The organism is Nocardia sp. CNS-044 (assembly GCF_059570515.1).
The window spans coordinates 69672-91235 of sequence record NZ_JCANSX010000008.1; the positions used below are offsets into that span (position 1 = coordinate 69672).

Below are 21564 nucleotides of genomic sequence, written 5' to 3' on the forward strand. Positions count from 1 at the left end.
ACTCGCTTTCTGGAGGATTGGTCAGGCGGGCGCTCGGTCATGGCGGCGCTCGAGGCCCACGGTGCGATGAAGCAGGCCGCTAGCCGCGGCCGGTGAGATCGAGGGCGATATCGATGATCATGTCTTCCTGCCCCCCGACCAGTCCGCGCCGTCCCGCCTCGGTGAGCAGGGTGCGAACGTCGATTCCATAAGCGGCGGACGCCGTTTCGGCGTGCCGCAGGAAGCTGGAGTACACCCCGGCGTAGCCGAGGGCCAGCGTTTCCCTATCGACCTGCACGGGCCGGTCCATGAGTGGACGGACGAGATCGTCGGCGGCATCGGTGAGGGCGTCGAGATCGGCGCCGTGCTTCCATCCGGTCAGGTCGGCGACCGCGACGAACGCCTCCAACGGCGTGTTGCCCGCACCCGCGCCGAGTCCGGCCAGCGAGGCGTCGACCCGGGTGACGCCTTCCTCTACGGCGATGACGCTGTTGGCGACGGCCAGCGACAGATTCTGGTGCGCGTGGATGCCGATCTCGGTGCTCGGATCGAGCACGGCGCGGTAGGCCCGCACCCGTTGGCGCACACCGCTCATGGTGAGTCGCCCGCCGGAATCGGTGACATACACGCAGTGCGCGCCGTAGGACTCCATCAGCCGCGCCTGCTCGGCCAGCCGCGCCGGGCTGTTCATGTGGCTCATCATCAGGAATCCGGAGACGTCCATGCCGAGCTCGCGGGCGTAGCCGATGTGCTGCGCGGCGATGTCGGCCTCGGTGCAGTGGGTCGCCACCCGCACCGAGCGCACGCCGAGCTCGTAGGCGCGCCGCAGGTCCTCGATGGTGCCGATGCCGGGCAGCAGCAGCGTGGTCAGCCGAGCGGTGGTCAGCACTTCGGCCGTCGCGGCGAGCCACTCCCAGTCGGTGTTGCTGCCCGGTCCGTAGGTGAGGCTGCCGCCGGACAGGCCGTCGCCGTGCGCGACCTCGATCGCGTCGACGCCCGCCGCGTCGAGAGCGGCGGCGATGTCGGCGACGATCTGCGGGGTGATGCGGTGGCGCAGCGCGTGCATGCCGTCCCGCAAAGTGACGTCCTGGAGGAAAACCTCGGTCATCGCACTGCCTCCCTGGCTCCTCGGGCGATCTGTTCGGCGACGCGCAGCGCCGCGGAGGTCATGATGTCGAGATTCCCGGCATACGCCGGCAGATAGTGCGCGGCGCCTTCAACTTCCAGGAACACCGACACCTGATGCGTCACCAGCCGGTCGCCGACGAGCGTGCGCACCGGGGCGTCCCGCGGCACCGGTGTGATCTGGATGTCCTGCTCGAGCCGATAGCCGGGGACGTACGCCGCGACGGATTCGACCATGGCCCGGATGGATTCGCGCACCGCGTCCCCGGCGTGCCGCGCCGGATCGTCGATGAGCGCGAGCACCGTGTCGCGCATGATCAGCGGTGGTTCGGCGGGGTTGAGCACGATGAGGGCACGACCCCGCTCGGCGCCGCCGACGGCGGTGATCGCCGCGCCGGTGGTCTCGGTGAACTCGTCGATGTTGGCGCGGGTGCCGGGACCCGCCGATTTCGAGGCGATCGACGCGACGATCTCGGCGTACGGAACCGGCGTGACGCGCGAGATGGCCGCGACGATCGGAATGGTGGCCTGCCCGCCGCAGGTGACCATGTTGACGTTGTCCGCGTCCAGATGCGCGTCGAGGTTGACGGCGGGGACCACGAACGGACCGATCGCGGCCGGTGTCAGGTCGACGAGCCGCTTCCCGTGCGGGGCAAGGGCTTCGGCATTGGCCAGGTGCGCGCGGGCCGAGGTGGCGTCGAACACGATATCGATCTCGGCGAAATCGGGCATGGCGATGAGGCCCCGCACGCCGTCGGCGGTGGTGGGCACCCCGAGCCGCGCCGCCCGCGCCAAGCCGTCGGAAGCGGGATCGATGCCGACCATCGCGGCCATTTCCAGGGTGTCCGAGAGGCGGAGCACCTTGATCATCAAGTCGGTGCCGATATTGCCCGAGCCGATCACAGCGACCTTGGTGCGGGTCATGCGGTTTCCTCCATGCTGAAGCCGACGGTTGCGAGCGTCGCTACGCCGTAACGGATTTCGGAGTGCACGCGCGCGCCGGGCCGCAGCGGCGCCATCGGGCCGAGCGCGCCGGAGAGCACGATCTCGCCCGCACGCAGCGGGTCGCCGAGGTCGCGGGCGGTGCGCGCGAGCCAAGCCAGCGCGTTGAGCGGATCGCCGAGGCAGGCGGAACCGGTTCCGGTGGAGACGATCTCGCCGTCCAGCCGCATACTCATGCTGACTTCGCGCGGCTCGAAATCCGCCAGCGACAGCCGCTGCTCCCCGAGCGCGAACCACCCGCTGGATGCGTTGTCGGCGACGGTATCGCCGAAAGTGATGTCCCAGTCCGCGATTCGGCTGTCGACGATCTCCAGCGCCGCGACGGCGTAGTCCACCGCGTGCCGCACGCTGCGGGCGTCGATCTCTTCGGTGTCGAGATCGGCGGACAGCACGAAGGCCAGTTCCGCCTCGATCTTCGGTTGCAGCAGTCGCGGCCGGTCGGCCAGTGGGATGCGAATGTCCATGTCGGCGAACAGGACTCCGAAGTCCGGCTGGTCGACGCCCAGCTGCTGCTGCACGGCGGGCGAGGTGAGGCCGATCTTGCGGCCGACCACCCGCGCGCCGGATTCGACGCGCGCGCGGACACCGAGCCGCTGCACGGCGTAGGCGGCGGCGACGTCGTCGCTGCCGATGAGGTCGCGCACGGGCGCGGCGGGCACGCCGGTGTCCGCGGCCTCGGCGAGCCGTTGCGCGGCGGCCAGGACCGCCGGGCTCTCGGTGACGGTCGAGGTCATCGGGACTCCTCGTAGTCGGGGGTGATCAGGTGCTCGGTGCTGCGCTCGGGGAGCGTCGCGTGGCCGGTGGGCAGGCGAAGCTGCCGCGTCAATTCCGCAACGAGCGGCGCGGTTTCGCCGCGCGGCGCGACGCCGAACACGAACCGGTCGGGACGCAGCACCACCACTCCGCCGCGGCGGACTCCGGCCTTGCCGAACCAGCGCACCAGCGCGCCGGTGTGGTCTTCGATGTCGGCCGCCGCGTCGCCGCCGCCCCGACCGTCGCCGGGCTTGCCCTGGGGGCGGCTGCCGAGGGGATAGACCGTGACGAAGTGACTGCCGAGCCCGTCCAGTACGGCCAGATCCTCGGCGGAGCACGCCGTGCGCGGGTCGACGCCGTAGCCGAGCACGGCGAAGCCGAGGCCGAGCACGTCGTCGAGGCGGCGATGCCTGCCGTCGTAGGTGCGCACCTCCGGTTGCGGAGCGAGGGTGCCCTCGACCCCGCGCAGCCCGCGCCGGGGCAGACCCAGGTAGGCGTCACGGCGGAACCGGGGCTCCGGCTTCATCTTCGCCCCGCGGATCCAGCCGCCGAGCCCCGGCACTCGCAGCGCGGTGGTCAGCGCGACGTCACGGATTCGGGCAGCCACCGGGTTGTTCACCGAGACAAGGTCTTTCATCCACACCGACATGGTGATGATGGCCTTGGCGTGCGGGCGGCGCTCGGACTCGTAGCTGTCCAGGATCACCGGGTCGGCGCCGTGGCGCAGGATCGCGGTCAGCTTCCAGGACAGGTTGTCGGCGTCGCGCACACCGGAGTTCATGCCCTGGCCGATGAACTGGGGCGTCATGTGCGCGGCGTCGCCCGCCAGCAGGATGCGCCCATCGCGCCAGCTGTCCGCGACGACGGCGTTGAAGGTGTAGACGAGCTTGCGCAGCACCTCGACCTCGTCCGGGTCGACGAACCGGGAGATGTGCGCGCGGACGTTGTCGGGGTCCTCCATCTCCTCCTTGGTCTGAGACTCGCGCAGCATGAACTCGAAACGGTGATGTCCGCCCGGCTGCGGACAGGACACGATCGGCAGCTCGGGCTCGCAGACGAAGTTGAAGTACGGCAGGTGCCGGAACGCGTCCACGCCGTCTTTGGCCTTCAGGTCCACCACGAGCCAGCGCTCCGGGAAGCTGGTGCCGGTCATGTCGATGCCCAGCTGGGTGCGCACCACGCTGCGGCCGCCGTCGCAGCCGACCAGGAACTGTGCTCGCACCCGTTCGGAGGTCCGGAGATCGGTCTCGGGTTCCCGTTTGCCGTAGCCGGTGCCCGCGCAGGCGGCGTGCTCGACCCCGACACTCGTGGCGTCCTGATCGAAGCCGACGACCTCGCGGCCGCGCCGCACGGTGACGTGCGGGTAGCTGTCCAGCGCCCGCTCGAGGGAGTTCTCCAGATACGGCTGGTAGAGGAAGTTGACCACCGGCCAGCCGAGGGGACGCTCGATCTGGTTGAACTGCGCGAGCAGCGACCCGTCGGCGCGGACCCACTGGACGGTGGAGTCGATGTTCATGTCCGCGGCCAATTCGTCTGCCGCACCGGCTATTTGGAAGATCCGCATGCCTTCGTCGTCGGTGTAGACGGCGCGGGCCAGACCGTAGTACTCCGGTTCGCGCTCCAGCACGAGCACCCGCACGCCGCGGCGGCCGAGCAGGTTGGCCAGGGTGAGCCCGGTCGGTCCGAGCCCGACGACCACGACGTCGTAGTCGAATTCGCTCATCGAGAAAGTCCTCCCGACAGTTCCGGCACCGTGATCTCCGGCGTGCGTACGGTTTCCAGGGCGCGGCGGAATTGGGCGAATTTGTCCAGCACCGTCTGCCCGACGGTGGTGTGGCCCCAGATGCTGATGCCCTGATAGGTGCTCGGTTCCCAGGTCGCCTCGCGTTCCGGCGTGATGACGATCGGGTTCCAGCCGACCTCGAGTTCGAAGCCGGACGGTGTCACGCAGTAGTAGGACAGCTCACGGTCGTTGGTGTGCTGGCCGACCGACCACGCCATCCGGAACCCGAGATCGGTGACGCGCTGGAACGACGCGAGCATGTCGTCCAACGTCGCGGACTGAATGTTGATGTGCTGCACCCGGGTTCGGATCGGGTCGATCTTCACCCCGCGCACGTTGGCGATCGCGATCGAGTGGTGGCGCTCGTTGACCCGCAGGAAGCGGATCTTCATCATCAGCCCGGAGACGTTCTCGTCGATGTAATCCGACAGGCGGGAATCGAATACGGTGTGGTAGTAGCCGCGCAGCGACTCCGGCTCCCTGGACACGATCGCGACGTGGCCCATGCCCGCCTCGCCGGTGACCCAGCCCGAGCTGAGCATTCGCAACGGTTCGGGTGTGGTCACCGCGGCCGTGAAGATCTCGGTGGCAACACCTTTGGGCCCGGGGAAACGCCAGAGCCGCTCCACGCCGCGCAGGGCGGCTTCGTCGGCTGTGCCCTCCTCGATCGGAACCCCACGATCGGCGACCCTGGCGATGATCCGGTCGAACGTCTCGTGATCGTCGATCTGCCAGCCGAGGGCGGTCACGTCCTCGGCCGGGCCGCGCTCGATCAGGAATCGGCACGACCGGTCGTCGAGCCGGAAACGCAGGGCGTCGGCGTCGAGCCGGTCGACGTGCATGCCGATCGCCAAGGCGCCGAAGCGATCCCAGTCGGTGAGCCGCTGGGACTGCACCGCGACGTAGCCCAGATGTACCGCTCCGAACACCGAACCGTCGGTGTTCGGGCGCAGGAAATCGTTCACGACTTCGCCTCCAGAAACGCGGTCGCGAGTGCGTTGAACAGGTCCGCGCGCTCCCACTGCACCCAGTGGCCGGTCTTGGCGGCCAGGAACAGGTCGCAGTTGGGCATGCGGTCGGCCAGCATGCGGCCGCCCTCGGGCCGGTTGACCCCATCTTCGGCGCCCCAGATCACCAGCGTGCGATGGTTCACCTTGCCGAGCCGGGGGTCACGGGTGAAGTCCATCCGCCACACCGTCCGCAGCCCAGACGGCCTGCGCAGCGGCGGATTCACGACCACGTCGGGATCCAGGCTGGCCCGATACCGCTCGTCGATCAGCTCCTCGGTGATCGCGCTCGCGTCGTAGACCAGGTGGTCGCGCACGAACGTGGCGAGTTTCTCACGGCTCGGGCCGTCGCCGCCGTAGTACGCGAGCAGGGACTGCAAGCCTTTCGTCGGCAGCGCACGGGTGGTGCCGACGCCGCCCGGACCCATCAGGATCAGCCTGCCGACCTTCTCGGGGCGGTCCATCGTTAACCGCAGCGCCGCGGCGCCGCCGTAGGAGTTGCCGACCAGGTGCGCGTTCGGCAGGTCCAGCGCGTCGAGCAGCCCGCCGACCGAAGCGGCGAGATCGCCGAACGGGTCGGACTGATCGATCCGCTTGGTCGAGCGGCCGTAGCCGGGCATGTCCGGGACGATGACCCGGAAACGCCGCGCCAGCGCCTCGATGTTGCGCGAGTAGTTCGAGTGCCCGGATGCGCCGGGACCCCCGCCGTGCAACAGCACCACGGCCGGGCCCGCGCCGAACTCGGCGAAGAAGATGTCGCGGTCGCCGACCCGAACCGTTCGCCCGGCGTCGACCCCCTTGTCGATGCTTGTCACAAGCCACCTCCACAGTTCAGATGATGAAATCATCAGTTGCGAGGAAACTCTTTGTCAAGAGTAAATGATGAGAACATCAGAAAAGATGGTCGGATCAACAGGATGGATCGACGTCGCGCGCACGGCTGCGCGCCGCGCCGAGAATCGTCTCTGATCGTTTCCTCAGTTACGATTCTCGGGACGATTCCGAGTGGGAGAGGGCCGATGACCACCGAACCCGTAGTGCGCAACCGCGTCGATCGGCGACGTGAGCGCACCCGCAACGCACTGCTCGGCGCGGCGCGCAAGTTCCTCTCGGAGGGGCGTTCGGCCGTCAGCATCCAGGAGATCACCGACGCCGCCGACGTCGGATTCGGTTCCTTCTACAACCATTTCGAATCCAAGGAGCAGCTGTTCGACGAGGCGGTGGCCTCGGCGCTGCAGGTCTACAGCGAGATGCGCGACGCCATCGTGGCGCTCTACGACGACCCGGCCGAGGTGTTCGCGGTCAGCTTCCGCCTGACCGGTCGGTTGCAACGGCAGATTCCCGAGATGGTCAAGGTCGTGCTGAACTCGGGCATGTCGATCATGCTGCGGGGCGAGGGTCTCGCGCCGCGCGCGCGCCGCGACATCGTCGCCGCCCAGGAGGCGGGCCGATTCGAACCGATGGACCCCGACCTGGCCGTGATGGCCGCGGGTGGTTCGATGCTCGGCCTGCTGCAACTGCTCGACATCGAGCCGGACGCCGACGCCGGCGCGCTGTCGGACGAGATGGCGTTCCGAGTTCTGCGCATGTTCGGCATGAACAAGCGCGCCGCGCAGAAACTCACCTCCACCGAGCTGCCGCCGCTGCCGCAGCTCTGACCGTCAGGGCCGGAAGGCGCGCAGGGCGAGGTCGACGAGCGAGTCGGCGTATTCGGGTGTGAGCGGGCCCGAGCGGTGCAGCCATCGCTGGAACAGCGGGCCGTAGAGCACCTCCAGCACCAGGTCGAGGTCGGCGTCCGCGGCTAGCTGACCGGCTTGCTGCGCGCTGCGCAGGCGGGCCTTCTTGGCGTCGTCCATCGGGCCCGCCAGCTTCTCGCGGTACTGGGCGGCGAGCTCGGGATCGTTGGCGATCTCGGTGTTCAGGGCGCGGATCGGCCGCTCGAAGTCCGGATCGGCGAACTCGGCGACTGTTGCCCGCATGACCAGCTTCAGATCTGCCTCCAGGTCGCCGGTGTCGGGAAGATTCAAGCCCTGCCCGTCCGCGTCCTCGCTGAGCGCGAGGAAGGAGTCGAAGATGACGGCGCCCTTCGACGGCCACCACCGGTAGATCGTCTGCTTGCCGACGCCCGCCCGCGCCGCGATGGCCTCGATCGAGACCTTCCCGTACCCGACCTCGGAGATCAGCTCGCGGGTCGCCGCGAGGATCGCCTGGCGTGAGCGTTCGCTGCGCCGGGAACGGTCCGGCTGGGGGGCATTCGACATGCGTCGAGACTAGCAGGCCAACGAGACGGAACGGTTCGTGTTGACAGAAGGGACCCGAGCGTGCAGACTTTGAGCGAACCGAGACGTATCGTCTCGACTAGAGGAGGTGGCTTTTCCATGACGACCGCCAAAGTGTGGTTCATCACCGGCGCTTCGCGTGGCCTCGGCCGGGCGTTCACCGAGGCGGCGCTCGCGGCGGGGGATCGCGTGGTGGCCGCCGCGCGTAATATCGCGCCGCTCGATGATCTGGTCGCCGAATATCCGGACCACTTGGCTCCGCTCGTGCTGGACGTCTCCGATCGCCTAGCCGTGTTCGACGGCGTCGAGCGTGCGGTGGCGGCGTTCGGCAGGCTCGACGTGGTGGTCAACAACGCGGGCGGGCTGCTGTACGGCATGGTCGAGGAGGCCACCGAGGAGCAGATCCGCGCGCACCTCGACGTGAACTTCTTCGGCGCGGTGTGGGTGGTTCAGGCTGTGCTTCCGCACCTGCGCGCGCAGGGATCCGGGCGGATCTTGCAGATCACCTCGATGGGCAGCAGCGGCGGCATGGCGTCCGTCGGCTTCTACGGCGCGGGCAAGGTGGCGCTGGACTCGCTCAGCGAGGCGCTGGCGATGGAGGTCGAGCGATTCGGCATCCAGGTCGTCATCGTGGAGATGGGCGGCTACTCGACCGGGCTCTTCACCGCGGGGACCACGGCGACCGAACCCCTCCCGCACTACGAGACGTTGCGCGCCGAACTCGCCGAGATGTGGGGCGACGAATCCGGACCCGACCCGAGCAACGCGGCCCCGGTGATCATGGAACTGGCCGCCCTGCCGAATCCGCCCCGGCGACTCATCGTCGGCAGCCAGTCCTATGACCAGGTTCTGGAACTCGACCGCGCCCGCGCCGAGTTGTACCGGGAATGGGAACAGCTCAGCCGGAAGGCCGCGGGGTGAGCCCGGCGAGCCCGATACTGCCCGCGAGGTCGGCGAGGGTGGCGTCGAACAGCGCGTCGGGGTCGCTGACGGGCATCGGGTAGTTGCCGAACACCTCGAGGGTGACGTGTCCGTACAGCCGCGCCCAGAGCGTCATCATCAGATAGGCCACGCCCAAGTCGAGCTTCTCGGCGGGGAACTTCTGACTCGATTCGGCGAGCATCGCGAGCAATTCGGTCTGGAAACCGATCAGATCCTCGCGCAACGCGTCGGGAATCGCGTCGGTCGGCGGGGTCACCAGGTCGTAGGTGGTGAGCAACCGGCCCGCCGCGCCCAGGAAGACGCGGCCGAACGGTTCATCGAATTGCCTTATCCCGCCGGGGTTCTCGCCATTCGGCGAAGCGAACACGAGGGTGAACTCGTGCGGGTGGGCGAGGGCCCAGCGCCGAAAGCCCTTGCAGATGGCGAACAGTTGCACGACGCCGTCGTCGGGCAACTCGGCGACCTGCCCCGCGAGCTCGTCCGCCAGGTCCACGCAGATGTCGCGGCGCAGCGCGGCGACCAAGTCCTCGCGCGAGGCGTAATGGCGATACAGCGCGGGCGCGGTGATGCCGAGATCGCGCGCGATGGCGCGCAGGGTCAGCGCCTCGGGCCCCTGGTCGGCCAGCACCGTCCTGGCCACCCGCCGGATGTCCGCGTCGTGTATCGCGGGCATCCGGCCCCGTCGTGCGGGTTGTGTCATTCGTATGCGACCTGCCAGCTCTTGATGCCGTTCAACCAGCCCGAGCGTAGCCGGACCGGCTCGGAGACCTCACGCAGGTTCGGCATCACATCCGCGATGGCGTTGAAGATCAGGTCGAGTTGCAGCCGCGCCAGGTTCGCGCCGACGCAGAAGTGCGTGCCGGTGCCGCCGAAACCCACGTGCGGGTTGGGATTACGGGTGACATCGAATTCGAAGGGCTTCTCGAAGCGCTCCTCGTCGAAGTTGGCCGAGGCGTAGAACAGTCCGACGCGCTGGCCCTTGCTGATGGCCTGGCCGCCGATCTCGGTGTCCTGCAGGGCCGTACGCTGGAAGGCGATCACCGGCGTCGCCCACCGGACGATCTCGTCGGGCGCGGTGCGCGGCCGCTCCGCCTTGTACAGCTCCCACTGCTCGGGGAAGTCGATGAACGCCTTCATACCGTGCGTGGTGGCGTTGCGGGTGGTCTCGTTGCCCGCGACCGCCAAAAGGATGACGAACCAGGCGAATTCGTCCGATCCGAGCGCCTCGCCGTCGAGGTCGGCGGTGACGAGCTGGCTGACGATGTCGTCGGCCGGGCACTTGCGGCGCTCCTCGGCGAGGTTCCACGAGTAGCCCATGATCTCGGCGGTGGCCAGCTTGTGGTTGCCGTCGAAGTCCGGATCGTCGTAGCCCATCATCTGATTCGACCAGTCGAACAGCTTGCCGCGGTCGGACTGCGGCACGCCGAGCAACTCGGCGATGGCCTGCAACGGCAGCTCGCACGCCACCTGCTGGACGAAGTCGCCGCCGCCGGTCTTCTTGGCCTCGTGGACGATTCGCTCGGCGCGTTCGTGCAGCGCGTCGCGCAGGCTCTGCACGGCGCGCGGGGTGAAGCCGCGGGAGATGATCCGCCGCAGCTTGTCGTGGATGGGCGGATCGGTGTTGACCAGCATGGCGCGCTGGATGTCGATCTCGTCGCGGGTGATGTCGCCGTTGAAGCGGATCACCGCGGTGTTGGCGTTGGTGGAGAACACCTCGGAGTTCTTGGAGATCTCCTTGATGTGGTCGAGCTTGCTGACCACCCAGTACCCGCCGTCGTCGAAGCCGCTGACGCCGTTGGGCTGGTCGACCCACCAGACCGGGGCGGTCCGGCGCAGCTCGGCCCACTCCTCGACGGGCAGACGGCTGGCGAGCAGGTCGGGATCGGTGAAATCGAAATCGTGCGAGATGGATGGCGCGGACACGGTACCTCCTTTGGAACACGTTCCACAGGAGTGAACCACACCACACTCTATTTGTGAACACCATTTAGTAAATCGGGTTCACTTGATCTTCGGATCAGTCCGACGGTGGTCCGGCGAGGATGGCGGTGACGACGTCGACGAGCTCGCTCATCACCTGCTCGGGGCTGAGCTGGACGCCGGAGATCGCGAGCAGATCTTGGGTTTGATGGACGTCGCCGAGGACCTGGAAGGTCAGGGTCATGGCCTGCGCCAAGCGGAACCGGATGGTGTGGCGGGGGAGGTCGGGGAAGGCGCGGCTCAGCAGGGTCATGAAACGGCGAGCTTGGTCGGCGAATCCCTCGGCGACGGTCGACAGCGCGGGATGGCCGCTGCCGAGAACGCTCGCGATGAACTTGACCCAGGAGCCGCCCTCGCCGGTCGCCATCTCCCACACCGGCAGCACGAACGCCTCCGCCAAGCCGCGGGCGCCGACGACGCCCGACTGCTCCACCTCGTCGAGCAGGGCGGCCCGCCGGGTCGCGACCGCGTCGCTGCGCTGCCGGATCAGCGCCTCGATCAAGGCTTCCTTGGACCCGAAGTGGTAGTGCACCGCGGCGACATTCGCGCCCGCGGCCGACATCACGGCGCGCAGCGACACCGCGTCGATACCGCGTTCGGCGAACAGTCGCTCGGCCGCGAGAATCAGGCGCCGGTCGGTCGGCATGGCTAGTTCTTCTTCGCTGATTCGAAGCTCGGCACGGTCCGCTGCGCTGGTCACCTGCTGCATTGTAATGACCGTTCGCCCAGCGCAGACGTTATCTCTATCAACTGATGCAATCACTTGATAGAGTGCCGTTCGTGAGTACGACCACCGTTCCCGCCCACGACTTCTCGGGACTGACCGCCCTGGTGGCGGGCGATCCATCCGACACCGTTCCGGTCGTGGAGGTCTTCACCGGAACGGTCGTCGCGCGACTGCCGCAGTCCTCGCCCGCCGATGTCGCCGCGGCGTTCGACCGCGCCCGCGCCGCCCAGGCCGAATGGGCGCGCTGGCCGGTGCGCCGCAGGCTGGCCGTCTTCGAGCGCTTCCACCGCTTGGTCCTGGAGAACCACCGGACGATCACCGATTTGATCCAGATCGAGACGGGCAAGGCGCGCCGCATGGCCTTCGAGGAGCTGTGCGACATCCCGATGGTCATCGGCCACTATCTGAAGCGCGCGCCGCGACTGTTGCGTCCCGTTCGGCATCCCGGCGCGATACCACTGGTCAGCACCTCCACCGAGATCCGCAAGCCGCGCGGGGTCGTCGGCGTGATCGCGCCGTGGAACTTCCCGTTCGCGATCGGCTACTGCGACGCGATCCCCGCGCTGATGGCCGGAAACGGAATCGTGCTCAAGCCGGACAACCGGACTCCGCTCAGTCCGGCGTTCGGTTTGCGGCTGCTGCTCGAGGCTGGGCTTCCGGAGGGACTCGTTCAGATCGTCTGCGGCGACGGGCCGGTGGTGGGCCCCGCGGTCGTGGACGGCGCGGACTTCGTGATGTTCACCGGATCGGAGGCGACCGGTCGGCTGGTGGCCAAGCAGGCGGGGGAGCGCCTCGTCGAATCGTGCCTGGAATTGGGCGGCAAGAACCCGATGATCGTCTTGGCCGACGCGGATCTGCCCGCGGCGGTGCACAGCGCGATCTCCGGGGTCTTCGACAACACCGGTCAGCTGTGTTTGCACATCGAGCGGATCTACGTGCACGAATCGGTGTATGCGGCTTTCCGCGACGAGTTCACCGCGCGCGTCGCGGCGCTGCGGGTCGGGCCCGGCTACGACTTCGACATCGAGATGGGCGCTTTGGTCTCGGCCGATCAGTGCGCCCGCGTGGCGGAGCAGGTCGAGCAGGCGAAAGCCGGTGGCGCGCGGGCGCTCACCGGCGGTCACGTCATGCCGGAGCTCGGGCCGACGTTCTACGCGCCAACGGTGCTCGAGGGCGTCACCGCGGAGATGGACGTCTTCGGAGCGGAGACCTTCGGTCCTGTCGTCGCGCTGTACCCGTTCTCGACCGTCGACGAGGCGGTCGAGCTCGCGAACGACACACGGTACGGGTTGAGCGCGAGCGTCTGGGGGCGCGATCTGTCGGAGGCGCGCGCGGTCGGTGCGCAGCTGGCGGCCGGACACGTGAATGTCAACGACTCCGCCGCGCTCGCCTACGCCGGAAAGAGCGCGCCCTCAGGCGGATTCAAGGCGTCGGGGATGGGAGTCCGCAACGGCGACGCCGGTCTGCTGAAATTCACCGAGTCGACGAACGTGGCGACGCTGAAGCGGCAGGTGCTCGGCCCGCGACCGGATCAGTCGTACGACGCCTACCTCGACCGCACCCTCACGTCGCTGTCGCTGCTGCGCCGCTACCGCATCCGCTGACAGGCGAAACCGGCTGTCCACCAGCCGGTTTCGCCTTGTTCGTCAGCGGTCGAGCCGCTCCGCGGCCAGGGCGCGCACGGCCTTCTTGTCGGGCTTGCCGAGACCGGTGAGCGGCAGCTCGTCGATGACGAGGACGTGCTTGGGCACCTGGACCGAACCCTTGCGCTGCCGGACGGTCTCCTGAATCTCCGCGATCATCGTCTCCACGGCGGTCGCGTCGTTCGGTGCGGCGGGATCGAGCACGACGACCGCGGTGACCGCCTCACCCCAGCGCGGATCGGGCACCCCGACGACCGCGACGTGCGAGACCGACGGATGCTCGGCGACGACGTCTTCGACCTCGCGGGGAAAGACGTTGAAACCGCCGGTGACCACCATGTCCTTGCTGCGGCCGACGATGTGCAGGAACCCGTCTTCGTCCTGGCGGGCCAGATCGCCGGTGCGCAGCCAGCCGTCGCGGAAGGTCTCCGCGGTGGCCTCCGGCTTGTTCAGGTAACCCGCCGCGACCAGCGGTCCGGAGACGCAGATCTCGCCGACCTCGCCGGGCGCGGCGACCTTGTCGTCGGTATCCAGCAGCGCGACGCGCAGCGCCGCCGAGGGACGACCGCACGAGGTGAGCCGCGCCGAATCGTGTTCGCGCTTACCGAGATAGCTGATGGCCATCGGCGCCTCCGACTGCCCGAAGTACTGCGCGAAGATCGGCCCGAAACGCTCGATCGCCTGGGTCAACCGGGTCGGGTCGATGGCCGAGGCGCCGTAGTACACCGTCTCCAGCGACGACACGTCGCGGGTCGCGAGATCCGGGTGGTCGAGCAGGGCGTAGAGCATCGACGGCACCAGCATGGTCGCGGTGATCTTGTGCTCCTCGATGGCGCGCAGCACCTCGCCCGGTTCGAAGCGGGGCAGCACCACGCACTGACCGCCGAGCAGGACGACCGGGAGGAAGAAGGCCGCGCCCGCGTGCGAGAGCGGCGTGCAGATCAGGAATCTCGGCCGCTGCGGCCATTCCCATTCCGACAGCTGGATCTGGGTCATCGTCGCCATGGTGCTCGCGGTTCCGATGACGCCCTTGGGTTTTCCCGTGGTGCCGCCGGTGTAGCTGATCGAGATGACGGCGTCGGGCGGCAGGTCGGTGGCCTCGATCGGCTCCGCGTCGAACGCCGCAGCGGCGGCCGTCAGATCGACGCCGACATCGGCCAGTTCCGGCGGAACGGCGCCGAGCACGAGGACCCGCTTCAACTCCGGCACCCGGTCGACCAGTTCGCGGGCTCGCTGCACGAAGGCGGGCACCGGGTCGAGCACCAGGGTGGTGATGCCCGCGTCGGCGAGCACGTAGGCGTGATCGTCCAGCCCGCCCATCGGGTGCAGCGCGGTGCGCCGATGACCGCGCACCTGCCCGGCGCCGATGGTGAACAGCACCTCGGGCCGGTTGAGCGCGAGGACGCCGACGGGCGTGCCGGTGTCGACTCCGTTGGCCGCGAACGCGGCGACGTAGCGGCTGATCGCCTCCAGCACGTCGGCGCCGGTGAGGACCGTGTCACCGAGGGTGAGCACCGGATCGTGGCGGTGCCTGCGCAGCCCGGCGAGCAGGCTGTGACCGTTGTGCACCGGCAGGCGCAGGTGGGCGTCGAGATCGATTGTCGTCATAGGTGTTTCAGCTCCGAGCACTCGTCGTTGACCGTCGTTGGGCACGTGGGTGCCTGCGCCTCGCTGACGCTCGGCTCCGGCATGCGCGAAGCGCGCTGCAACACGATTCGCTCACTACGTTCGCTCATGCCTGCACCTCGCTGACGCTCGGCTTCGGCATGCGCGAAGCGCGCTGCAACACGATTCGCTCACTCCGTTCGCTCATGACGGCCCCGCGTACAGTGTGACGACGCAAGCGCCGCCGAGGCCGAGATTGTGCGCCAAAGCGATGCGCGCGTCCGGCACTTGCCGATCCGCGGCGAGCCCGCGCAGCTGCCAGCAGAGTTCGGCCGTCTGCGCGAGTCCGGTAGCGCCGAGCGGGTGACCCTTCGAGATCAGTCCGCCGGACGGGTTGACCACCCAGGCGCCGCCGTAGGTGGTGGCGCCGGACTCCACCAGCGCACCCGATTCGCCCTCCCCGCACAGACCGAGCGCCTCGTAGGTGATGAGTTCGTTGATCGAGAAGCAGTCGTGCAGTTCGATCACGTCGACCTGGTCGATGGTGATCCCCGCGGCCTCGAGGGCGCGACCGGACGCGGCGCGGGTCATCGGCGCTCCGACGACATCGATCATCGACCCCGTGGCGAACGCGGACTCGTCGTCGGTGACCAGTTCCTGGGCCAGGATCTCCACGGCCTGCCCCTCCAGACCGAGTTCGCGCACCACGTCCTCGCTCACCAGCACGGCGGCCGCGGCGCCGTCCGACATGGGCGAGCACTGCGAGCGGGTCAGCGGACCGTGCACCGGCACATCGGCGAGCACCTGCTCCAGCGTGTAGGCATTCTGAAACTGCGCCAAGGGATTACGCGTCGAGTGTTGGTGGTTCTTCACCGCGACGGCGGCCAGTTGTTCGGGCGTCGTGCCGTAGCGCTTGCCGTGCTCGAGCGCGGCGTTGCCGAAGAACTGGGTGGTCATCGGCGCGGCGCCGAAGTCGTAGTGCGCGGACATGACTCGCAGGTGCCCGTCGACGGTGGTCGTCTTCGGCGGTGTCGCGGGGCCTGCCATGGCTTGCTTGGTCATCTGCTCGAACCCGACCGCCAGCGCCACGTCCGCGAGACCGGCGCCGATCCACTCGCGCGCCAGCACGAGCGCGGTGGAGCCGGTGGCGCAGTTGTTGTTGACGTTGACCACCGGGATGCCGGTCATGCCGACGTCGTACAGCGCGCGTTGCCCGGCCGCCGAGGGCTGGAAGACATAGCCGACCGCGGCACGCTGGACCCGGTCGTAGCCGATCCCCGCGTCGCCCAGCGCGCAGCGCACCGCCTCGCCGACCATCTCCGGGTAGGTCCACGGCTTGGACCCGATCTTGACGAACGGCGTCATCCCGACACCGACGACGTAAACCCGCCGCATCTTCGAACTCCTGTCTCGGTTCATCCCCGCCCTCGCACCGGCTCCGCCCGCCTCGCAGTGGTGGTGTCCCGTGCGAGGCGGGCGGAAGGTCCGCGTGGGGCTGGCCTCACGTGTTCGGCCGTTCGTCGCCGACGACCCAGAGGGCGTGGAATTGGGATGCGCCGCCCATGGCGTGGCCGATGGCTCGACGCGCGCCGGGGACTTGGTGCTCGCCCGCCATGCCGCGGACCTGTAGCGCGGCCTCGAGGAAGCGGACCAGGCCGGTCGCTCCGGTCGGGTTGCCGGACAGCACGCCGCCGGACGGGTTGATCGGCAGCGACCCGCCGAATCGCGTCGTCCCGTCGTCGACCAGTTTCCAGCCTTGGTGCAGCGGAGCGAGGCCGATGTTCTCCAGCCACATCGGTTCGTACCAGCTGTACGGGATGTACAGCTCCGCCACGTCGACTTCCCTTGCGGGATCGATGATTCCGGCCTGCCGGTAGGCATCGGCGGCGCACTCCGCGCCCGCGCGCGGGTTGACCTCGTCGCGTCCGGCGAAGTGGCCGGTCTCGGTGCGGAACGACATGCCGTGGATCCAGGCGGGCGGGCGCGCTGTCTTCCCGACCTGCGCGGCCGCCGACAACACGATCGCGGCGGCGCCGTCGGAAGACGGGCACGATTCGAGGTAGCGGATCGGGTCCCACAGCATGCGGGACTCTTTGACCTTCTCGACGGTGATGTCGGGCATGTGCACGTGCGCGTACGGATTGCGCAGCGCGTTGAGCCGGTGATTGACCGCCACCTGCCAGCCGATGTGTTCCGGTGCGCCGGAGCGGCGGATGTACTCGCGGATGACCGGCGCGAAATGGCCGCCCGCGCCCGCGCCGAGTTTGGCGCTGAAGGGCAGTCCGCGGGAGAGCGCCCAGGTGAAATTGCCCTCGGACTCTTTGGAATACGCCGCGACGAGCACGCGCCGCGCCAACCCCGCCTCGATGAGGTGCGCGCCGTAGATGGCCGCGTGCCCGCCGACGCTGCCGCCGGTGAAGACCCGCGTCACCGGAAGCCCGCGGGCGCCGAGCGCGTCGGCGAGGTAGAGCTCCGGGTTCATCACCCCGTCGAACAGGTCCGGGGTCTTCGACAGCACGATCGCGTCGACCTCGCCCAGCTCCAGTTCGGCGTCGGCCATCGCGGCCGCGACCGCTTCGCGCACCATCGCGCCGATGGTCGTCTCGCGGCGCTTGGCCTGCTTGCCCTGACCGATGCCGATGACGGCGACGGGTTCAGTCATGCCGGGTCTCCTTCCAACAGGCAGACCAGATTCTGTTGCAGCGCTTGGCCGTTGGTGGCGTGCGCGAGGGCTCGGCGGGCTCGGCCCGACCGAATGCCCTTGGCCGCCTCGGCGATACGGATCAGACCGGTCGCGGTGGTCGGCCTACCCGCCAGCGGCCCGCCCGACGGATTGATCGCCGTCGCCGCGCCGAGCCCGAGTTCGCGAACCAGAAGCGGTTCCTGCGCGGAGTATTCGACGTGCAGTTCGGCGATGTCGACCTCGCTCGCGGCGAAGCCCGCGGTCGCCGACGCCCGCGCGGCGGCGAGGTTCGCGGAGGGCGTCCTGGTCAGATCGCGCGACCCCGGGTAGTGCCCGTCCATCCGGTGGTCGATGCCGCGGACCCAGGCGGGACGTTCGCACAGCGATCTGGCGACGTCACCGGTCGCGAGCACGACGACGCTCGCGGCATCGCCGACCGGCGACACGTCGTGGTCACGCAAAGGCGCGGCCACATAGGGCGCGGCGAGCAGTTCGTCGACCTCGTATTCGCCCGCCACCTGTGCGTGCGGGTTGGCCTTGGCGTCCGCCAGGCTGCGCGCGACGATCCGCGCCATCTCGCGCTCCGTGGTCACCTCGGACTGGAGCAGCGCGCAGGCCTGAACGCCCGCGATCGCGTCGCGATGCGGGCGCAGCGGCGTGAGGTAGTAGGGGTCCAGCTGGGTGGGCACGACCTGGTCGAGGTCACGCGGCAGCGAACCGCGGCCGATCCCGTACACCAGCGCGATGTCGCCGTGCCCCAGTTGCAGCCACGACCACGCCTCGTAGAACGCCCAGGCGGCGTCCATCTCCACGTGCGACTCCGCGATCGGCGGCCAGGCGCCGACGGCGTCGAGCGAGTCGATGTAGGCGAAGGTGCGTCCCTCGTGGAAGTCGTGACTGCCCGAACACACGAAATCGACTCGGTCGCGGTCGAGTTGGATGTCGGAGAGCGCTTCCCGGATCACCGGGAGCAGGATGCCCGCCATGTCGTCGCGGCGGTTCGCGGCGAGGCAGGCGGACTGTGCGGAGCCGACGACGGCGATCTCACGCATGCCGAACCTCCTCGGTCGCGACGGGGCGGTAGTGGCGGATGCTCATCCACGACGGCTCGAGCTCGGCGCCCTCCTGCCAGACCGGCTCGACCTCCATGCCGATGTGCACCTCGGCGATGTCGACCTCGCGGATCAGGTGCATCAGCCGGGTGTCCGCGCCGTGCGGCTGGATGTAGGCCACCACGTACGGCGGCTCGATCTCCTGACCGGGGAACGGGAAGCTGACGACGCAGAAGGTGGAAACGATTCCGCGCCCGTCGAGTTCGGTGGGCTCGTCGAGTTCGACGAGGCAGCGTGCGCAGAACTCCGGTGCGGGCAGATACACGTGGCGGCACGACGGGCAGGTGCTCGCCAGCAGGCGGCGCTCGGACAGGCCGCGCAGGAATCGCGAGCGACCGACACCGGCGACGAACGTGAACTCCATCCGCAGCGGCGTCGGCATCAGCGAAACCGGTTCCGGCAGTGGCTTATTCATCGTCGCCCTCCGGCTCGAAACAGCGGAGGTCGGACATCTCGCCGCGGCGTTCTTCCGCCCAGCGCGCCCGCACCCGCAGGCCTCGCCGAATCCGCGCCGGGTCGCCGCCGACGTCGAGGGCGTGGAAGAAGGTGCCCTCCGTACCGTCGACGGCGATGAGCGCCCACGCGAAATCGTCGTCGACCGGATCGCCCGGGCGGTGCCGAACCCAGGTCCAGGACTCGACGGCGCCGACCGGCTTCAGCTCGACGAGCTCGCTCAGCTCCTTGCCGGTCACCGGATCGAACTCGGGCGGCGGGCACACCACGGTGCCGCGCTCGGTCCGCGCGCCGAACAGCCGCTTCTCGCGCAGCCCGGCGAGGAACGTCCCGACGACCGGTCCCACCGTGCGCTCGAACGGGAACTCGATCTCATAGGGGGCCTGTAGGCCCTCGTCGACATCAGCGGACATCGGCAGCTCCTTTCACGGTCGGAGTCTGCCTCAATCACTTGATTGAATCAAGTGCTTGAGCCCGCGTGCGCGGGTCTCGTGCTGTCAGCGTCCGCGCGCGAGCAGCTCCGCCGCGCCGGAGCAGAGCTCGTCGATCACCTGCGCCACCGGGGTGACCGCGGTGATCATGCCGACCCCTTGCCCCGCGTCCACCGGCGCGGTTCGCGGATCGTCGGCGGCGATCGCGGCGGTCAACGCGGCCTGCGCCGCCTCGTCCGTGCGCAGCGCGTCCTCGTGACCCGTCCACCGGGCCGCGAAGTCGTTGCGCAGCACCCGCGCGGGAAACCTTGTCGGCCAAGGCAATCGCATCGCCACGTCGAACGCCGTGGTGGCGATGGTTTCGGTGCCGTCGGCCGCGATCATCGCGCGGCGGCTCGCCTCCGACAGCGAGGACTCCGCGCAGGCGGCGAGGTGCGTGCCGAGCCACGCCCCGCTGGCGCCCGCGGCGAGAACGGCCGCGAGACTCGCGGGTGACCCAATGCCGCCCGCGGCGAGCACCGGCACCGTCACGGCGTCGAGCACCGCGTCCAGCAGCGGCAGCGTCCCCATCTCCACCGCGCCGTGGCCGCCGCCCTCCGCGCCCCGCGCGACCAGGAGATCGATACCGGCGTCCTCGGCCCGGCGCGCCTCGGTCGCGTTGTATACCTGTGTGGCCGTGCGTATTCCGTTGGATCGGACGCGCTCGATCCAGGACGGATCCGTCCCGAAGCTCACCGCGATCAGCGTCGGCGCCGCGGCGATGGCCACGTCGAGCAGTTCCGGTTCGGCGGCGACGACCCAGTCCACGACACCGATGCCGAACCGCCCGCCGAGGGACGTCGTGTGCGGAAGTTCCCGGCGCAGCGCGGCCGCGGATCCGGCGCTGCCCATGCCGATCATCCCCAGCCCACCCGCCGCGGTGACCGCCGCGGCCATCCGCCCGCCCGCGACGCCACCCATCGGCGCGTTCACCACCGGCACGCGCAGGCCCATCGCCCGCGACCACTCCGTGGTCAGGAGCGGTCGATCTTCCGAAGAATGCGGTTCCCGTTGCGACACAGCCATCCCTCCATGCCAGCACAGCGGCGGGATTGAAGCGCGGCGGGGTGGGTAGACCGAAGCGACGACGAAGGAGGCCCCCATGCCACGCGCGAAAGACACCGACGACGAGAACAACGACAAGTCCAAGAGCGACAAGCCACCAGGCCCGACCGACCAAGGCCGCGACGCCGGAATGGCGACCAGGGAGGTCGCCCCGGAAATGGCCGCCACCGAGAACGCCCAGGAACCGCCGGACTGATCCCTCAGCGGATCACCGCGCCGGGAGCTGACCCGCAGCGCCGGTCAGCTCCCGCAACCTGACTTCCAATCCGTCGAGGACACGCTCGAGCGCGTAGCGGCAGTACTCCCGATGCGCGGTCTCGCGCGCCGCGTCGTCATCGATCGCGGCGGCGGAGGCGAGATCGCGCATCTGGTCCAGTCCGTCCGACGGTCGCGATTCGAGCATCCGCGCCAAGCCCGCCATGCCGGATTCCGCTGCGGCACCCTGTCTTTCATCGCCGATGGCAGGCTTCTGGTCCCCGAGGGCGATCAGGCCGAGGCAGGTGTTGAACGCGACCGAATAGGCGTGCGCGGCTTCGTCCCCGAAGCCCGCGTCGACCATCCGGCGCATTCCCGCCTCCATGGTCGGCAGCAGTCGCTCGGTCTGCGGGCCGTTGCGCAACAGCCAGGCCGCGACGCCGGGATAGCGCACCAGATGGTCGATCATCGCGGACAAGATGTCGTACAGCCAACGCCGCCAATCGCTTTCGTCGAGCGACAACGACATCTCGGCGAAGATCTCGTCGATCACCGCGGCGTGCACACGGCCGCGATCGCCGACGTGGTGGTAGATCACCGACAGCGAGGTGTCGAGCCGCGCGGTGAGTTCGCGCATGCTCCACCCGTCGAGCCCACGCTCGGCGGTCAGTGCGACGGCCGCCTCGGTGATCGCCTGCCGTGAGAGCCCGGTGTGATACTCCCGCCTCGAACCTCTGGACACCGTGCCGACCCTACCGGTA

Annotated in this window: 23 protein-coding genes; 4 read left to right on the forward strand and 19 right to left on the reverse strand. The window is 69.0% G+C overall.

What is annotated here, in order from left to right:
- Window positions 1–79: 79 nt before the first annotated feature.
- From dmpG to T333_RS19580, 6 genes are read right to left on the reverse strand one after another with little or no spacing between them, the layout of a single operon-like run.
- Window positions 80–1087, reverse strand: a complete 1008-nt coding sequence (gene dmpG / locus T333_RS19555) for a 4-hydroxy-2-oxovalerate aldolase (RefSeq protein WP_496425371.1) — start codon at window positions 1085–1087, stop codon at window positions 80–82.
- A complete protein-coding gene (locus T333_RS19560; RefSeq protein ID WP_496425372.1) occupies window positions 1084–2028 on the reverse strand; it encodes an acetaldehyde dehydrogenase (acetylating) in 945 nt (314 codons plus the stop codon). The genes dmpG and T333_RS19560 overlap by 4 nt, the downstream gene beginning before the upstream one ends.
- Window positions 2025–2840 carry a 2-keto-4-pentenoate hydratase gene (locus tag T333_RS19565; RefSeq protein WP_496425373.1) on the reverse strand — a complete coding sequence of 272 codons (816 nt, stop codon included), beginning with the start codon at window positions 2838–2840 and terminating at the stop codon, window positions 2025–2027. The genes T333_RS19560 and T333_RS19565 overlap by 4 nt, the downstream gene beginning before the upstream one ends.
- Window positions 2837–4582, reverse strand: a complete 1746-nt coding sequence (gene mhpA / locus T333_RS19570; protein ID WP_496425374.1) for a bifunctional 3-(3-hydroxy-phenyl)propionate/3-hydroxycinnamic acid hydroxylase MhpA — start codon at window positions 4580–4582, stop codon at window positions 2837–2839. Before mhpA ends, T333_RS19565 begins: the two co-directional genes overlap by 4 nt.
- Window positions 4579–5607: a VOC family protein gene (locus T333_RS19575; protein ID WP_496425375.1), complete on the reverse strand. Its 1029-nt coding sequence runs from the start codon at window positions 5605–5607 to the stop codon at window positions 4579–4581. The genes mhpA and T333_RS19575 overlap by 4 nt, the downstream gene beginning before the upstream one ends.
- Window positions 5604–6455: an alpha/beta fold hydrolase gene (locus T333_RS19580; RefSeq protein ID WP_496425762.1), complete on the reverse strand. Its 852-nt coding sequence runs from the start codon at window positions 6453–6455 to the stop codon at window positions 5604–5606. Before T333_RS19580 ends, T333_RS19575 begins: the two co-directional genes overlap by 4 nt.
- Before the next feature lie 213 nt (window positions 6456–6668).
- Between T333_RS19580 and T333_RS19585 the strand changes: the two genes are divergently transcribed.
- Window positions 6669–7307 (forward strand): TetR/AcrR family transcriptional regulator, encoded by a 639-nt coding sequence (locus T333_RS19585; protein ID WP_496425376.1) that lies wholly within the window; start codon window positions 6669–6671, stop codon window positions 7305–7307.
- Window positions 7308–7310: 3 nt separating this feature from the next.
- Here T333_RS19585 and T333_RS19590 read toward each other — a convergent pair whose 3' ends face one another.
- Window positions 7311–7910: a TetR/AcrR family transcriptional regulator gene (locus tag T333_RS19590; protein ID WP_357255409.1), complete on the reverse strand. Its 600-nt coding sequence runs from the start codon at window positions 7908–7910 to the stop codon at window positions 7311–7313.
- A 117-nt stretch (window positions 7911–8027) separates the two neighbouring features.
- Here T333_RS19590 and T333_RS19595 point away from each other — a divergent pair, with 117 nt between their 5' ends.
- Window positions 8028–8849, forward strand: a complete 822-nt coding sequence (locus tag T333_RS19595) for an SDR family NAD(P)-dependent oxidoreductase (RefSeq protein ID WP_496425377.1) — start codon at window positions 8028–8030, stop codon at window positions 8847–8849.
- Here the strand turns inward: T333_RS19595 and T333_RS19600 are convergent.
- From T333_RS19600 to T333_RS19610, 3 genes are all read right to left on the reverse strand, one after another.
- Window positions 8827–9543 (reverse strand): TetR/AcrR family transcriptional regulator, encoded by a 717-nt coding sequence (locus T333_RS19600; RefSeq protein WP_496425378.1) that lies wholly within the window; start codon window positions 9541–9543, stop codon window positions 8827–8829. The genes T333_RS19595 and T333_RS19600 overlap by 23 nt on opposite strands.
- A gap of 23 nt (window positions 9544–9566) precedes the next feature.
- On the reverse strand, window positions 9567–10793 hold the full coding sequence (locus T333_RS19605) for a cytochrome P450 (RefSeq protein WP_355003160.1): 1227 nt from the start codon (window positions 10791–10793) through the stop codon (window positions 9567–9569).
- 94 nt (window positions 10794–10887) lie between these two features.
- Window positions 10888–11550 carry a TetR/AcrR family transcriptional regulator gene (locus tag T333_RS19610; RefSeq protein ID WP_496425379.1) on the reverse strand — a complete coding sequence of 221 codons (663 nt, stop codon included), beginning with the start codon at window positions 11548–11550 and terminating at the stop codon, window positions 10888–10890.
- Between the two features lie 80 nt (window positions 11551–11630).
- On the opposite strand from T333_RS19610, the gene T333_RS19615 reads away from it, so the two are divergent.
- Window positions 11631–13181, forward strand: coding sequence for a succinic semialdehyde dehydrogenase (locus T333_RS19615; RefSeq protein WP_496425380.1), 1551 nt, complete (start codon window positions 11631–11633; stop codon window positions 13179–13181).
- 42 nt (window positions 13182–13223) lie between these two features.
- Here T333_RS19615 and fadD8 read toward each other — a convergent pair whose 3' ends face one another.
- The 8 genes from fadD8 to T333_RS19655 form a co-directional block, all read right to left on the reverse strand.
- Entirely contained in the window at window positions 13224–14828 is a 1605-nt protein-coding gene (fadD8, locus tag T333_RS19620; protein WP_496425381.1) for a fatty-acid--CoA ligase FadD8, read from the reverse strand.
- On the reverse strand, window positions 14825–14956 hold the full coding sequence (locus T333_RS19625; RefSeq protein ID WP_496425382.1) for a hypothetical protein: 132 nt from the start codon (window positions 14954–14956) through the stop codon (window positions 14825–14827). Before T333_RS19625 ends, fadD8 begins: the two co-directional genes overlap by 4 nt.
- 73 nt (window positions 14957–15029) lie before the next feature.
- Window positions 15030–16220 carry a thiolase C-terminal domain-containing protein gene (locus tag T333_RS19630; protein ID WP_496425383.1) on the reverse strand — a complete coding sequence of 397 codons (1191 nt, stop codon included), beginning with the start codon at window positions 16218–16220 and terminating at the stop codon, window positions 15030–15032.
- A gap of 106 nt (window positions 16221–16326) precedes the next feature.
- Window positions 16327–17487: a thiolase family protein gene (locus T333_RS19635; protein WP_496425384.1), complete on the reverse strand. Its 1161-nt coding sequence runs from the start codon at window positions 17485–17487 to the stop codon at window positions 16327–16329.
- On the reverse strand, window positions 17484–18560 hold the full coding sequence (locus T333_RS19640) for a thiolase family protein (RefSeq protein WP_496425385.1): 1077 nt from the start codon (window positions 18558–18560) through the stop codon (window positions 17484–17486). Before T333_RS19640 ends, T333_RS19635 begins: the two co-directional genes overlap by 4 nt.
- Window positions 18553–19035: a Zn-ribbon domain-containing OB-fold protein gene (locus T333_RS19645; RefSeq protein ID WP_357255385.1), complete on the reverse strand. Its 483-nt coding sequence runs from the start codon at window positions 19033–19035 to the stop codon at window positions 18553–18555. Before T333_RS19645 ends, T333_RS19640 begins: the two co-directional genes overlap by 8 nt.
- On the reverse strand, window positions 19028–19486 hold the full coding sequence (locus T333_RS19650) for a Zn-ribbon domain-containing OB-fold protein (RefSeq protein WP_496425386.1): 459 nt from the start codon (window positions 19484–19486) through the stop codon (window positions 19028–19030). Before T333_RS19650 ends, T333_RS19645 begins: the two co-directional genes overlap by 8 nt.
- Window positions 19487–19570: 84 nt before the next feature.
- Window positions 19571–20497 (reverse strand): NAD(P)H-dependent flavin oxidoreductase, encoded by a 927-nt coding sequence (locus tag T333_RS19655; protein ID WP_496425763.1) that lies wholly within the window; start codon window positions 20495–20497, stop codon window positions 19571–19573.
- Window positions 20498–20645: 148 nt separating this feature from the next.
- Here T333_RS19655 and T333_RS19660 point away from each other — a divergent pair, with 148 nt between their 5' ends.
- On the forward strand, window positions 20646–20804 hold the full coding sequence (locus T333_RS19660; RefSeq protein ID WP_357255376.1) for a hypothetical protein: 159 nt from the start codon (window positions 20646–20648) through the stop codon (window positions 20802–20804).
- Between the two features lie 12 nt (window positions 20805–20816).
- Here T333_RS19660 and T333_RS19665 read toward each other — a convergent pair whose 3' ends face one another.
- Entirely contained in the window at window positions 20817–21545 is a 729-nt protein-coding gene (locus T333_RS19665; RefSeq protein WP_357255373.1) for a TetR/AcrR family transcriptional regulator, read from the reverse strand.
- Window positions 21546–21564 lie beyond the last annotated feature (19 nt).

Coding starts and splice junctions, on each gene's coding strand:
- mhpA (WP_496425374.1), bottom strand. CDS start 4,582: ATGAGCGAATTCGACTACGACGTCGTGGTCGTCGGGCTCGGACCGACC.
- T333_RS19640 (WP_496425385.1), bottom strand. CDS start 18,560: ATGCGTGAGATCGCCGTCGTCGGCTCCGCACAGTCCGCCTGCCTCGCC.
- T333_RS19655 (WP_496425763.1), bottom strand. CDS start 20,497: ATGGGCCTGCGCGTGCCGGTGGTGAACGCGCCGATGGGTGGCGTCGCG.
- T333_RS19635 (WP_496425384.1), bottom strand. CDS start 17,487: ATGACTGAACCCGTCGCCGTCATCGGCATCGGTCAGGGCAAGCAGGCC.
- T333_RS19565 (WP_496425373.1), bottom strand. CDS start 2,840: ATGACCTCGACCGTCACCGAGAGCCCGGCGGTCCTGGCCGCCGCGCAA.
- fadD8 (WP_496425381.1), bottom strand. CDS start 14,828: ATGACGACAATCGATCTCGACGCCCACCTGCGCCTGCCGGTGCACAAC.
- T333_RS19650 (WP_496425386.1), bottom strand. CDS start 19,486: ATGTCCGCTGATGTCGACGAGGGCCTACAGGCCCCCTATGAGATCGAG.
- T333_RS19645 (WP_357255385.1), bottom strand. CDS start 19,035: ATGAATAAGCCACTGCCGGAACCGGTTTCGCTGATGCCGACGCCGCTG.
- T333_RS19590 (WP_357255409.1), bottom strand. CDS start 7,910: ATGTCGAATGCCCCCCAGCCGGACCGTTCCCGGCGCAGCGAACGCTCA.
- T333_RS19625 (WP_496425382.1), bottom strand. CDS start 14,956: ATGAGCGAACGTAGTGAGCGAATCGTGTTGCAGCGCGCTTCGCGCATG.
- T333_RS19560 (WP_496425372.1), bottom strand. CDS start 2,028: ATGACCCGCACCAAGGTCGCTGTGATCGGCTCGGGCAATATCGGCACC.
- dmpG (WP_496425371.1), bottom strand. CDS start 1,087: ATGACCGAGGTTTTCCTCCAGGACGTCACTTTGCGGGACGGCATGCAC.
- T333_RS19585 (WP_496425376.1), top strand. CDS start 6,669: ATGACCACCGAACCCGTAGTGCGCAACCGCGTCGATCGGCGACGTGAG.
- T333_RS19630 (WP_496425383.1), bottom strand. CDS start 16,220: ATGCGGCGGGTTTACGTCGTCGGTGTCGGGATGACGCCGTTCGTCAAG.
- T333_RS19600 (WP_496425378.1), bottom strand. CDS start 9,543: ATGCCCGCGATACACGACGCGGACATCCGGCGGGTGGCCAGGACGGTG.
- T333_RS19660 (WP_357255376.1), top strand. CDS start 20,646: ATGCCACGCGCGAAAGACACCGACGACGAGAACAACGACAAGTCCAAG.
- T333_RS19595 (WP_496425377.1), top strand. CDS start 8,028: ATGACGACCGCCAAAGTGTGGTTCATCACCGGCGCTTCGCGTGGCCTC.